Annotated in this window: 13 protein-coding genes; 6 read left to right on the forward strand and 7 right to left on the reverse strand. The window is 45.4% G+C overall.

The window, feature by feature from the left end; translation table 11 throughout:
* Nucleotides 1-44: 44 nt before the first annotated feature.
* The 5 genes from AC3A14_RS14320 to AC3A14_RS14340 form a co-directional block, all read right to left on the reverse strand.
* Nucleotides 45-1301 (reverse strand): SufS family cysteine desulfurase, encoded by a 1257-nt coding sequence (locus AC3A14_RS14320; protein ID WP_413039228.1) that lies wholly within the window; start codon nt 1299-1301, stop codon nt 45-47.
* A gap of 112 nt (nt 1302-1413) precedes the next feature.
* Nucleotides 1414-2793 (reverse strand): Fe-S cluster assembly protein SufD, encoded by a 1380-nt coding sequence (gene sufD / locus AC3A14_RS14325; protein WP_318701510.1) that lies wholly within the window; start codon nt 2791-2793, stop codon nt 1414-1416.
* A 1-nt stretch (nt 2794) separates the two neighbouring features.
* Nucleotides 2795-3562: a Fe-S cluster assembly ATPase SufC gene (gene sufC / locus AC3A14_RS14330; protein WP_318701509.1), complete on the reverse strand. Its 768-nt coding sequence runs from the start codon at nt 3560-3562 to the stop codon at nt 2795-2797.
* A 2-nt stretch (nt 3563-3564) separates the two neighbouring features.
* On the reverse strand, nt 3565-5001 hold the full coding sequence (gene sufB, locus AC3A14_RS14335; RefSeq protein WP_318701508.1) for a Fe-S cluster assembly protein SufB: 1437 nt from the start codon (nt 4999-5001) through the stop codon (nt 3565-3567).
* A 147-nt stretch (nt 5002-5148) separates the two neighbouring features.
* The gene (locus AC3A14_RS14340; RefSeq protein WP_318701507.1) at nt 5149-5520 is read right to left on the reverse strand and encodes a ferredoxin-thioredoxin reductase catalytic domain-containing protein; all 372 of its coding nucleotides are present in this window, start codon (nt 5518-5520) and stop codon (nt 5149-5151) included.
* A gap of 168 nt (nt 5521-5688) precedes the next feature.
* Here AC3A14_RS14340 and sufR point away from each other — a divergent pair, with 168 nt between their 5' ends.
* Nucleotides 5689-6384 carry an iron-sulfur cluster biosynthesis transcriptional regulator SufR gene (sufR, locus tag AC3A14_RS14345; protein WP_318732967.1) on the forward strand — a complete coding sequence of 232 codons (696 nt, stop codon included), beginning with the start codon at nt 5689-5691 and terminating at the stop codon, nt 6382-6384.
* A gap of 114 nt (nt 6385-6498) precedes the next feature.
* Nucleotides 6499-6879 carry a hypothetical protein gene (locus AC3A14_RS14350; RefSeq protein WP_318701504.1) on the forward strand — a complete coding sequence of 127 codons (381 nt, stop codon included), beginning with the start codon at nt 6499-6501 and terminating at the stop codon, nt 6877-6879.
* A gap of 28 nt (nt 6880-6907) precedes the next feature.
* Here the strand turns inward: AC3A14_RS14350 and AC3A14_RS14355 are convergent, their stop codons facing one another.
* The gene (locus tag AC3A14_RS14355; RefSeq protein ID WP_318701503.1) at nt 6908-8164 is read right to left on the reverse strand and encodes an EAL domain-containing protein; all 1257 of its coding nucleotides are present in this window, start codon (nt 8162-8164) and stop codon (nt 6908-6910) included.
* A 123-nt stretch (nt 8165-8287) separates the two neighbouring features.
* Between AC3A14_RS14355 and AC3A14_RS14360 the strand changes: the two genes are divergently transcribed.
* From AC3A14_RS14360 to AC3A14_RS14375, 4 genes are all read left to right on the forward strand, one after another.
* Nucleotides 8288-8854, forward strand: coding sequence for a CPBP family glutamic-type intramembrane protease (locus tag AC3A14_RS14360; protein ID WP_318701502.1), 567 nt, complete (start codon nt 8288-8290; stop codon nt 8852-8854).
* Nucleotides 8855-8877: 23 nt separating this feature from the next.
* On the forward strand, nt 8878-12024 hold the full coding sequence (locus tag AC3A14_RS14365; RefSeq protein WP_318732965.1) for a DEAD/DEAH box helicase: 3147 nt from the start codon (nt 8878-8880) through the stop codon (nt 12022-12024).
* A 259-nt stretch (nt 12025-12283) separates the two neighbouring features.
* Nucleotides 12284-12685: an element excision factor XisH family protein gene (locus AC3A14_RS14370; protein ID WP_487779039.1), complete on the forward strand. Its 402-nt coding sequence runs from the start codon at nt 12284-12286 to the stop codon at nt 12683-12685.
* Nucleotides 12673-13008 carry a XisI protein gene (locus AC3A14_RS14375; protein ID WP_318732963.1) on the forward strand — a complete coding sequence of 112 codons (336 nt, stop codon included), beginning with the start codon at nt 12673-12675 and terminating at the stop codon, nt 13006-13008. Before AC3A14_RS14370 ends, AC3A14_RS14375 begins: the two co-directional genes overlap by 13 nt.
* A 71-nt stretch (nt 13009-13079) precedes the next feature.
* Here AC3A14_RS14375 and AC3A14_RS14380 read toward each other — a convergent pair whose 3' ends face one another.
* Complete coding sequence (locus AC3A14_RS14380) at nt 13080-13304, reverse strand: DUF4926 domain-containing protein (RefSeq protein ID WP_318701498.1); 225 nt, start codon at nt 13302-13304, stop codon at nt 13080-13082.
* Nucleotides 13305-13475 lie beyond the last annotated feature (171 nt).

Below are 13475 nucleotides of genomic sequence, written 5' to 3' on the forward strand. Positions count from 1 at the left end.
AACTGTGAAGCACTCTAGCAATAGCTATACATTTCGGCAGTGCGTTACAAAATACTTTTGAAAAACGCTAAAGTCTCTTTCAGAGCAACAATAAAGCGATCGATTTCTGCAAACGTATTATAGAAATATAAACTCGCTCTAGCGCTGGAATTAATCCCTAAAATTCGGTGTAAGGGTTGAGTACAATGGTGTCCGGTACGAATTGCTACGCCCGATTGATCCAACAGAGAGGAGATATCATTAACGTGAATCTCGCCCGTGGTAAAGGTTGCTAGAGAAGCTCTAATCTTGTTTTTCCTCGGTTTTGGGCCATAAATTCTGACTTCGGGAATCTGTAGGAGTTGCTCAAACAAGTAATCGGTTAACTCCAATTCGTAGGCGTGTATTTTGTCTAATCCAATACCGGTTAAATAATCGACGGCTGCACCCAGGGCGATCGCCTCGGCAATGGCAGGGGTTCCGGCTTCAAATTTATGGGGCAGTTCGGCATAGGTGGCGCGATCGAGAAATACTTCAGCAATCATTTCCCCACCCCCCAAAAAGGGCGGCATCGCTTCAAGTAATTCTAATTTGCCATACAAGAACCCAATGCCAGTAGGACCGCACATCTTATGACCAGAAGCCACTAACCAATCACAGTCAATGGCTTGAACATCTAACTTTAAATGGGGGGCACTTTGGCAGGCATCAATTAAAACTTTTGCTCCGATTTTATGGGCTTCCTGCACGATGTCTTCCACTGGATTAATACAGCCCAATGTATTAGAACCATGGACAACTGTAACTAATTTGGTTTGGGAACTGAGCAAGGACTTAAACTGCTCAAAATTGAATTCTTCCGTGTCTGTTAGCTCGACAAACTTTAGGACTGCGCCGGTTTTCTGGGCAATCATTTGCCAAGGCACTAAATTACTATGATGCTCCATCACCGAAGTAATGATTTCATCCCCTGGCTTTAATGTATTGAATCCCCAAGCATAGGCAACGAGGTTAACCGCTTCACTAGCATTCCGGGTAAAGACGATTTCATTACGCGATCGCGCATTCACAAACCCTGCAACCTTATCCCTAGCCCCTTCATAAGCTTCTGTAGCGCGACAACTGAGTAAATGAACCCCCCGATGCACATTGGCATTATCTCGCTGGTAATAGTGCTGTAAAGTCTCTAAAACAACCCTGGGTTTTTGGGAAGTCGCCGCATTATCCAAATACACTAAAGGATGTCCGTGAGCTTCCTGATGAAGAATAGGAAAATCATCTCGGACAAGGGCAGCTAGGGGTTTGGGCTGGGTAAACGTCATCATAGGGTTATGAATAGAGAATGATTAGGGAAAGTTTGGGGGATGGGGAGATAGGGAGATGGGGGGATAGAGATGTTTTATTTCCCCCCTTTTTTAGGTTGGCTCACACAGATCAAAAATGAGTCCGGCACGAGAGACACTGAGCCAGGGTAGTTTGCAAGGAAGTTAGGGGAATACGAGATAAAATATCATTGGCAAAGGCATCAATTAACAAATGACGACTCGCTTCTTGAGATAAGCCTCGACTTTGTAAATAAAAGACCTCTTCCTCTTCTAACTGACTCACCGTTGCCCCATGGGAGCATTTGACATTATCGGCGGTAATTTGCAGTTGGGGTTTGGTGTCTACTTTTGCTTTGTCTGACAAAATTAAATTGCGATTGAGCTGCTGGGCATTGGTTAACTGAGCAGCTTTAGGCACAAAAACTTTGCCATTGAAAATAGCATGGGCATTCCGATCCACAATGCATTTATGCAGTTGGTTGCTGTTGCCATTGGGATACAAATGATTAATACTACTATGGGTATCAGAGCATTGTTTGCCGGTGATTTCAGTTAAACCATTGAGAGTCGTTTGGGTTCCTTCTCCCTGCTGGATCGCATCAATGGTGTGACGGGATAAACCCGCCCCTAGACTAATGCCATTCAGGGTATATCGACTGTCGCGGTTTTGGAAAATTGCGGTTTTGCTGATGTGGATACTTTGCTGTCCTTCTTGCTGAATGCGAGTATGGTTAACCTGGGCGTTATCCTCTAACCAAACTTCCGTAACTGCATTACTGAAATAGGGCGTAATTCCGGGAGCGGCGGGACAACTGCTAATGGTAACGTACTGTTCAACTAGGGTAACAGAACTGTTCGCTCCAGCAACCACTAAAGTCCGAGGACTGGCAAGTGCCGGTTCCCCATTCTCCGCCGATAAAAACAGCACATGAATCGGCGTTTCGACAACCTGATTGGCTGGTATCCAAACCAGCGCCCCATCCTGTAAGCTGGCGCTATTTAGGGCAGTAAACACCTCTTGAGTCCCCGGTTGTTTGCCCAAATAGGGATTGAGTTTAGCTTCCGGAACCACCCCTGATAAGAGATGGGTGACGGTTTCTAAATTCACGCCAGAGAGATCCGAGAGATCGGGAGAATACACCCCATTGACGAATACCAGGCGACTGTTTGCTGCCTCGGGTAGGATAAAGGGCGTAATATCAATCTTGAGGGTTTCCTCCGGAAAAGTAGCGGGTTGGAAATTCACCCCCAAGAGGCGAGAAATATCTGTAAACCGCCATTCCTCATCCTGGGAGCTGGGGAACTGAAGTTCCGAGGCGATCGCCGCTCCATATTCCCGTACTGCTTGAATTAAAGACACCAGAGCTGGATCGAGTTGCGGGCGATCGAACCCTAGACGAGTGTTCAGAAGCTGTTGTACGGCTTGAAATCGGGGACTTTCCCGATTCAGATCCATGGAGGCGATCGCCCCAACTGAAAGCGTATTCATCCTACTTCACCCCCTGTAGAGCTTCCTCTAGAATCCAGTCATATCCCCTAGATTCAAGTTCTAAAGCCAACTCCTTATCCCCCGTGCGTAAAATTCGGCCATCTGCCATCACATGCACATAATCGGGGACAATATAATTCAACAACCGTTGATAGTGGGTAATCATCAACACTGCATTATCCGGACGCGTCAATTGATTAACCCCATTGGCAACAATTTTCAGCGCATCAATATCCAAGCCTGAATCCGTTTCATCTAAAATCGATAACGTCGGTTCTAGAAGGGCCATTTGCAGAATTTCATTCCGCTTTTTCTCCCCTCCAGAAAACCCTTCATTCACACTGCGGTCTAAAAATGCCGCATCCATTTTTACGACTTCTAACTTCTCTTCTACCAAGTCTTGGAAGTCGAACGTATCCAACTCGTCCAAACCCTCTTGTTTCCGTTTGGAATTATAGGCAACGCGCAAAAAGTCTAAATTACTTACACCTGGAATTTCCAAGGGATACTGGAATGCCAGAAATACCCCAGAAGTTGCCCGATCTTCTGGTTCCATTTCCAACAAATTTTCACCTTTATAAATCACCTCGCCACCCGTGACTTCATAGGCAGGATGACCGGCAAGAATCTTAGAAAACGTACTTTTTCCAGACCCATTGGGTCCCATAATGGCATGGATTTCTCCCGCATTGATTTCCAGATTTAACCCTTTGAGAATCGATTGTCCCGCCACATTAGCGGTGAGGTTGCGTACTGATAAAATGCTCATCTTTAACCCACTGTTCCTTCTAATTTCAAACTCAATAACTTATCCGCTTCTACCGCAAATTCCATCGGCAGTTGATTAAACACATCCTTACAGAAGCCACTAATCATCATCGAGACGGCATCTTCGGCAGAAATTCCCCGTTGGGCAAAATAAAAGAGTTGGTCTTCCCCAATTTTGGAAGTCGAGGCTTCATGCTCCACTTTTCCAGAATTATTCTGCACCTGGATATAGGGGAATGTATTGGCTTCGGCATTATCCCCAATCAGCATGGAATCACATTGGGAATAGTTTCTCGCCCCTTCTGCCTTCGGGTTAACCTTGACCAAACCCCGATAACTGTTGGCAGAACCCCCGGCAGAAATGCCTTTAGAAATAATCCGGCTGCGGGTGTTTTTGCCCACATGAACCATCTTGGTTCCTGTATCGGCTTGCTGCTTATTGTTGGTGAGAGCAACCGAGTAAAATTCGCCGACGGAATTATCGCCGACTAACACGCAACTGGGATATTTCCAGGTAATTGCAGAACCGGTTTCCACTTGAGTCCAGGAAATCTTAGAATTGACTCCTTTACAAATTCCTCGTTTGGTCACGAAGTTATAAATTCCGCCTTTGCCGTTTTCGTCTCCTGCATACCAGTTTTGTACGGTGGAATATTTAATATCAGCATTATCTAACGCGACCAATTCCACGACTGCTGCGTGCAGTTGGTTCGTATCGTACATTGGAGCCGTACAGCCTTCCAGGTAGGAGACCTGAGACCCTTCATCAGCCACAATTAAGGTGCGCTCAAATTGTCCGGTATCTCCACTGTTAATCCGGAAATAGGTGGACAGTTCCATGGGGCATTGGGTATTTTTGGGAATATACACAAAGGAGCCATCACTAAATACGGCACTGTTGAGAGCCGCAAAGTAATTGTCTCCGACGGGAACTACGCTACCAAGATATTTTTCTACCAGTTCGGGATAGTCATGAACGGCTTCGGAAATGGAGCAGAAAATTACACCTTCTTTGGCGAGTTTTTCCCGGAAAGTTGTAGCAATAGAAACGCTATCAAAAACGGCATCAACGGCAACGTTAGAGAGGCGTTTTTGTTCGGACAGGGGAATACCGAGTTTCTCGAAGGTTTCTAGGAGAGCGGGGTCAACTTCATCGAGACTTTTCTTTTTATCTTGCTGTTTCGGTGCTGAATAATAGCTGATGTTTTGGTAGTCGATGGGGGGATATTGAAGATGGGGCCAATTCGGTTCCTTCATTTCTAGCCATCGACGGTAGGCTTTGAGACGGAAGTTGAGCATGAATTCCGGTTCGTTTTTCTTGGCGGAAATCAGGCGGACTACGTCTTCGTTTAGGCCGTTGGGGATTTTGTCGGTTTCAATGTCGGTGATGAAACCGTATTTGTAGGGTTGGTTGACTAGGGTTTTAACGCTAGTGGACATGGTGGGTGTTCTCTACTGACTGGTGGGACAAGGCTGGGTGTATTAAACTTCTTGCAGAAGTCAGGGAATAGGGATAAGAAGGCAAGATTAGTCCATTACTATTTATTTTCTACCCACTTATGCAAGAGGTCTATTCCTTGATGAGCTTTAGGATGTTGTGACGGAGTTGGTCGTACCACGAATTTGATCGATGCTGATATTTCTTTCTGTGCCAACAAAGGGATTATCTTCGGTGAGGAAGAGCATACAGTGGCATTCTTTGCGCTCGCGCATGGGGACGCAAGGGCAGTTCCAGTAAGCGGCTTTGGCTTCGGCTTCTTTGTCTTCATAGTGACGACAGGGGCATAGGGGAGCGCCAAGTTCGTCTTTGTGTTTGGCGAGTCCTTCGATGACGACGGCTGTGATGCTCAGGTCGGAACAAAAGTAAGTGCCGGTATTGTCCGCATATTTTTCGGAAAATTTCCGCATCGCTTCTAGACTATGCTCTGTGGCTTGTTGGGGTTGGGATGATAGGGTCATGGGCAAATTTTTAATGAACGAACAGAATTAAACTGAGTATAATGGGTTTAAACAACTTGATTGTTGCTTTACTTATGATTTTAGCGTAGTTTAGCAACAAGTTTGTTGTCAAATTCTAATTTTGGCATCATGTGTACGCTGTAGTGGTGATTAAGTTTTGTGATGATCATGGGAATCGCTCACCAAATCTCGACGAAACGGACCATTCTGGAGTACCTACTCAAGGATGGTCGAGCAACAGCTTTGGGCTTGGCCGAGGCGTTGGGGGTTAGTCCCCAAGCGATTCGGCGACACCTGAAGGACTTGGAAGGGGAGGAGTTGATTGAGTATGAGGTTGTGCATGGGGATAAGGAGGGAAATTCTTCGATGGGACGGCCCCAACATTGGTATTCCTTGAGTCGAAAGGGGCGCGATCGCTTCCCCAATAATCACGGTGAGTTTGCTGTGGCTCTTCTGGATACTTTAGCGGAAACGGTGGGCAAAGACCAAGTGGGGTCTATTTTACAGAAACAATGGCAACGTAAAGCGCAAGTTTACCGCGATCGCCTCAGAAATGGAACGATCGCCGAACGAGTGGAGAAGTTGGTGGAACTCCGACAGCAAGAAGGCTATATGGCCCAATGGTATGCTGTAGAACCGGATGCCCAGAATCCGAATGGGGCGACTCGATTTATGCTAACTGAACATCATTGTGCCATTTCGGATGTAGCAGAATCGTTTCCGACGGTCTGTGGCCATGAATTGGAGATGTTTTCGGATCTGTTTCCTGATTGTGAGGTGGAACGCACCCATTGGATTATTGATGGAGAACATCGCTGTGGTTATTTAATTGCACCGCTGATGAATGCGGCTGAATCAGCTTAAGTTTGGGCGATCGTTCCAGAAATTTCAATTAAATAAACCTTACGTTTCTCAAGCTTCTGGGTTGGGTGGGAAAGAATAGTGTTGAATGCAAGCATTTTTAATTTTTAATCGATTATGAGTTCCCGCTTACCGGTCGAATTTCTCACTCAAGAAGAAGCGATGATGGTCGATTCAGCCTTATTATCGTCGGCTGATAAGTTTTCTACTCGACTAGCGATTTACGCCTGTCGCGCTCTGAGAGAGATTAGTCTACAGACCCATCAACCGGCAGAGTCGATTTCTGAGGAGGCGATCGCCGATTGGGTGAAACACGACTCCCATATTCAGAAGATTATCGATCTAGATGAGAGCTTTATCCATTTTTTTGCACGCTTGGTGAGTTCGGCACGGGTTCCCTTGAATGAAATTGCCCAGGAAATCCAAGTGAAGGTAACCGACTTAAAGGCGATCGATATTGTTTTCTGGTTTGAAAAAGACCGCCGCATTGAAGTCTAACCGCTCCCTATTCCCCATTCCCTATTCCCTATTCCCTAAACCGAGGGTCTTCAAAGAGGGCGATCGCCTGTTCCAAAGGAAGAGGTCGCGAAAAGAAATACCCTTGACCGTAAGTACAGCCAAAGGATTTTAGCGCTTGCAAATGCTCATAAGTCTCGATCCCTTCACCGACTACGGTCATGCCCAAGGTTTTAGATAAATCGACCATTGCTTGACAAATACTGCAACTTTTATTTTGCTCTTTGACATTCATTCCCTGGACAAATGACTTATCAATTTTTAGGCTATCGAGATGATATTCATTCAGATATTGCAAACTAGAATATCCTGTGCCAAAATCATCCAGAACTAAAGGAAATCCTAAAGCCTGGCATTGCTTCACCCAGGCAATCGCCCGCTCGCTATCAAATAAAGTCCGTTCTAAAATTTCTAGCTTTACTTGCTGATAATTGAGTCCATATTTATCGGTACAATTGAGTAAAAACTCTAGAAAATTAGGTTCTTCAATTTGACAATTAGCAATATTAAAACTCATGCTCACGGGATAGTTGACCCGTTTTTGAAGGGTCTTAAGTGCTTCTAACCCGGTTTCTATTACCCATTGACCAATGGGCACAATTAAAGAAGTCGATTCTGCCAAGGGAATGAATTCATCTGGAGAAACAAATCCTCGGTTGGGACTCTGCCAGCGAATTAAGGCTTCAAAACCGGTGATGGTGTGGGTTTCTAAATTAATGATGGGTTGATAAACTAGCTTAAATTGTTCTTCATCCAAGGCGGTGCGTAACTCATTTTCCATGCGGATCAAATCTACCGCTTCTGTGAGTCGAAAGGAGAGACCTTTTTGGGGATTGATGTTAGGGTAGAGTTTCTCTAGAAAAAATTTAGGGGCTAAAGAGTTAGTGCGCGATCGGAAATTTTGAGTTTCTGAGCGAAAATAGCGCATCACCATCAACAGTAACATTCGCAACAAAGGATCGGCTTCTTGAATGCGTCGGTTAACCTGTTCCTTGGTGACGACGGTGAGAATGACATCGGTTAAAGCGGTAGCGGAAGCAGAGCGGGGTTGACCATCAATTAGGGCAATTTCACCAAACATGGAGCCAGGATTAAGATGATTGAGAACCCGACGTTTTTCTTCTACCTGAGTCCAGATTTCTACCTCTCCCTCTTCGAGAATATAAGCGAAGTCTCCGCGATCGCCTTCATAAAAGATCGAGTCGCCGGACTGAACCCGGCGAGTTTGAAGCCGTTCGTAGAGTTTGGACTTCACGCTAAAGATCATGATGCTTCCCAAATATCGATCTGAGTTGGCTGGCAACTATTCATAAATTATAGTTTGCCCTGGACTATAGTTTTTGGGATCTTGGTCACCTAATTACCTTAAGAATTCATTACCTATTTAGAGATGATGATAGATACTATAGTCAGCGATCTTTCCCATCGGTTTAGTATAACCCTAATCCATTTACCGAGCCTGAGAAGTCTAGCGATCGCTGCCTTACTCCTAGGATTCTATGCTCTAATTGCCCTTCCCCTAGGATTTTATAGCCAATTTTTGAGTCGAACCCTGGTTAGGAATAAAAAAATCCAATTACAAGTTATGATTCAGGCGATCGCGACTCCCGCACTGTCCGAAGAAGTAGTCTTTCGGGTATTATTGTTGCCAAACCCTCAAAATTCTCCGACCTTAAGCCAATGGCTCCTTTGGGGAAGCATCAGCTTGATCCTATTTATTCTCTATCATCCCATTAACGGGTTGCTGTTCTTTCCTCCTGGACGAAAAGTCTTTCAACACCCCATATTTCTTACCCTAGCGGCTTTGTTGGGGGTAATCTGCACCCTATCCTATGCCTATAGTGGCTGTTTGTGGATACCCGCCCTGATCCATTGGGTCATTGTCGTGATATGGTTACTGAAATTAGGTGGCTATGAGAAATTGAGTGTAGTCGCCCCTGAAGTATCCTCACTTTGACTCAACTTTAAAAATACGATCGCATGGCAATTTTACACGGGAGTTGGTTAACTCAACATCAATTTGTGATTTGGGCAGAAACTTGGCGCAGAGTTGCCCCGGAAGAATGCACTCCCTCACCCTTTGCCATTTCGCCTCACCCTTTTGCCCTGAGTGCGACAGAACTGCAATCCTGGTTACAGTCAAGTCAGATCCTGGAGTCGGTGCAAAGGGCTTTACCTGATTTGGAGACAGTGGAGATCGCCCCCCTGCAACTGGCTTTACCCACCCTGCTCCAGTTTCCAGCATCTGCATCGAAATCAAAACGCAAGAAAACTCCCGGAATTATCTGTACTCCTCTATACTCGATCGCTTCCGGGGAAGAGGAAGAAAATCCAGATATTACCCTTCACCCTTGGCAGATTGAAGCGCTCTGTCTGACTCCCCAGCAAACCCTGCCCTTTCTGCAAAGTCTGCCCCTAGGGTTATTAGATTCTAGCCCAGCTTGGTTAGGCTCCGATCTACGGTTTTGGTCTCATATTAGCCGCTGGAGTCTGGACTTATTAGCGCGGTGTAAGTTCTTACCTGCCCTCACGACTGAGGGGGAGGGTTCTTTCATTGCCCAATGGCAACCGTTACTCGATAGTCAGAGCGATCGCCACCGGTTTAACCAGTTTAGCACTCTCATGCCGGGCAGTTGCCACACCTATCAACCGGCTGAAGAGTGCCTTAAACTGGATTTTCCCACTGCGCCCAAACCCTTGCTGTGGGACTTTTTGAGCCAAACTTTGAATGCCCAGATCCAGAAACAGGAGACTCCCTTACCGAATGTGAAAGGGGCGATCGCCCAATGGCTGCAAAGCTTAAATAGTAGCGGTAAACCTCTCTCTCGTACCCCAGAACTTGAAAAGTTCAAAACCACCCTCACGAAGTGGATGGCTCCTATCGAACACTTAGATCAGGAGAGCGCTTTTAGCACTGTCTTAAAACTCCATCCTCCCCAAGGAAAAAGTCAGGATTGGTTACTAGAATATGGATTACAATCGGTCGAAAATCCCGATTGTATTGTCGATGCCAATACCATTTGGAGCAATCCTGTAGAATCTCTCATCTATGAAGGCTATAGCATTCATTATCCTCAAGAAACTTTTTTAGCTGGATTAGGATTAGCCTCGCGCATTTTTCCTCCGTTAGAAGAGAGCTTAAACACTTCCCAACCCCTGTTTTGTCGGCTTAATCCCCAACAAGCCTATGACTTCCTTAAATCCATAGTGGGGCGATTGCGAGAAAGTGGATTGGGCGTAATTTTGCCCTCGTCTCTTGCACCGGAACAAGGCTTTTCTAATCGCTTAGGATTGAGCTTGGTGGCTGACACGCCCAAACGGAAGAAAACCGATCGCTTAAGTTTACAAAGTTTATTGCAATTTAAGTGGGAATTAACCCTAGGAGGACAGCGAGTTTCTAAGAAAGAATTTGACCAATTGGTAGCCTTAGATTCTCCCTTAGTGGAGATTAATGGGGAGTGGGTGGAGTTGCGTACCCAAGATGTGCGCGTTGCTCAGGAGTTTTTTACCAAGCGTAAAGACCAAATGAGTTTATCCCTCGAAGATGCTCTTCGCATCAGTACGGGGGATACGCAGATGGTGGAAAAGCTGCCAGTAGTAGACTTTCAGGCTTCGGAGCAGTTGGGGGAATTACTGACCCGTTTGATGGAGCCGCGTAGGATTGAGGCGATCGCCCCTCCAGAGACGTTTAACGGACAGTTGCGCCCCTATCAATCTAGGGGTGTGGGGTGGTTAGCGTTTTTGGAGCAATGGGGCTTAGGGGCGTGTTTAGCCGACGATATGGGACTGGGGAAAACCATTCAGTTTCTGGCGTTTTTGTTAGTTTTGAAACAGCAAAAAAAGCTCAAAAAACCGACATTATTGGTTTGTCCCACATCTGTTTTAGGCAATTGGCAACGGGAAGTTAAACGATTTGCCCCCAGTTTAAAAATGCTGCTTCACCATGGAATGAAACGCATTAAAAATAAGGAGTTTGTCAAAGCCATTGAGGGGAAAGATCTAGTGATTACCAGTTATCCCCTAGTCTTTCGAGACCAAAAAGAATTGCAAGCAGTAGAATGGCAAGGGATAGTTTTAGATGAGGCTCAGAATATCAAAAATCCAGAGTCCAAACAGTCTCAATCTGTGCGCGAGTTAACTTCAGAGTTTCGCATTGCCTTAACGGGAACGCCAGTAGAAAATCGCTTGCAAGAACTCTGGTCAATTATGGACTTTCTCAATCCTGGATACTTGGGCAATCGGCAGTTCTTCCAGCGCCGGTTTACGATTCCGATTGAGAAATATGGCGATCGCGAATCCTTGCAAACTCTGCGATCGCTCTCACAACCCTTTATCCTGCGGCGCTTGAAAACCGATCGCACCATTATCGAAGATTTGCCCGAAAAACAGGAAATGACCGTGTTCTGTCCCCTCTCGGACGAGCAAAAACAGCTCTATCAAGAGGCGGTGGAAAAAGCCTTACGGGAAATTGAGCAAGCCCAAGGAATTCAACGCCATGGGGAAGTATTAGCGCTGCTGACGAAGTTAAAGCAAATTTGCAACCATCCGGAACAATTCTTGAAGAAGCGCAAGCTGAAACAGCCGGAAAATTCAGGGAAACTGATGCGCTTGCGGGACATGCTCGACGAAGTGGTTGATGTTGGCGATCGGGCCTTGATTTTTACCCAGTTTTCTGAATGGGGTAAATTGCTCAAACCCTATTTAGAACAAGAATTTAAATCCGAAGTCTTTTTCTTATACGGAAGTACCAAACGAGCGCAACGGGAAGAAATGATTGACCGCTTTCAACACGATCCTCAAGGGCCAAAATTGTTTATTTTATCCCTAAAAGCCGGCGGTGTGGGCTTGAATTTAACCCGCGCCAATCATGTCTTTCACTTTGACCGATGGTGGAATCCAGCCGTAGAAAATCAAGCCACAGACCGAGTATTTCGCATTGGTCAAACTCGGAATGTGCAAGTGCATAAATTTGTCTGCGAAGGCACATTAGAAGAAAAGATTAACGATCTCATTGCCAGCAAGCAGGAACTCGCCGAACAAGTCGTAGGTTCGGGAGAAAATTGGTTAGCCAGTTTAGATTCCAATCAACTGCGCGATTTGTTATTATTAGACCAGTCAGAAGACTAGCACAACATGGGTGACCAAAAATGTCAGTAGCAAGTAGGGTGGGATTTGAAATTGAGGAAGTGGAGTGATGCCTGCTAAGGATACAGCGCGAAGCGCTGCTATGAGGTACATTGTTGATCATAGATTCGAGTTGTCATTGCGACCGCAGGGAAGCAATCGCCAAGATTTGGGGATTTTGCGATTGCTTCATTCCACTTGCGTGACCTTCGCAATGACTTATCTCAATGAGACTGTACTCCGTTACAGCGCAAAGCGCTGTATGTACCACGATGCGGTCAGGAATGCTTTAATTAAGGATGGGTGGACAATTACTGACGATCCTTTAATTTTGTCCATCGGCAAGAAGGATTTATTTGTGGACTTGGGAGCAGAAAAGTTAATTGCCGCGCAGAAAGATCATCAAAGAATTGCGGTAGAAATTAAAAGTTTCATCGGTCTATCGCGAGTCAACGATCTGGAAAAGGCGCTGGGTCAATATGTTCTTTATGGTGAGATTATACTGGATCAGCAAGAAAACAGGGTTCTCTATCTGGCGATTAAACAATCAGCTTATGAGGATATTTTTGAGCAACCAATCGGGCAGTTACTTCTACGGCGAAACATTGTTAAATTATTAGTGTTTAATGAAATAGAGGAGGTGATTCTCGAATGGATACAATAGCTCAATATTATTCAACCATTTATCCGATTTTAAAGGAATATGCCGACCTTCCCTATCGTTTTAGTGAGGTGGAACGCCGTTTGATTGTGAGTGATGATAAAACACATTATCTGTTTATGACTTGGGGATACCAACGCAGACGCAGAGTTCACGGTTGTATTGTTCATTTGGAGGTGGTGGGGGATAAAATTTGGATTCATGAGGACGGGTTGGAGGATGGAATCGCGGATGATTTGTTGCGCGCAGGTATTCCCAAGGAGAAGATTGTTTTAGGATTTCATCCCCCAGAGGTGCGTCCTCATACCGGGTTTGCTGTGGGTTAACGAGCTTTTAGATTCCATCGGTGACGCTGTGCGGTTGTCATTAGTATTCCCACTACAATATTATGTCTGAATTATGTCAGAACTCGTGCTTGGGCAATTTCCCTGTCACCGATCGCCCGAACTTGAGCATTAAATAAAGAAACAATCGCGATCGTTTTCCCGGCAATGGTGATAAACTCTACTTCATAGCCTAAGCCTTCTTGATGGACTAAAACCACTGTACCAATATCGCCAGTTTTTAAATGATATTCTGGTAAATCTGTGGTTAAAACAACTCGATCTAATTCACTAATCATTTTGGATAATTTGAGGAATTTTAGTTAGAGTGGATAGGCGCTGAGATGAATATCTTTGGTTTCGCTTTGGCTGGAAGGATAAAAACTAGTACAGCATACAGCGCTTTGCGCTGTGATGGGGGGATAGGGGGATAGGGGGATAGGGGGATCTTTCAAGGGAATGATTTTAAG

It is taken from the genome of Roseofilum sp., from assembly GCF_982964205.1.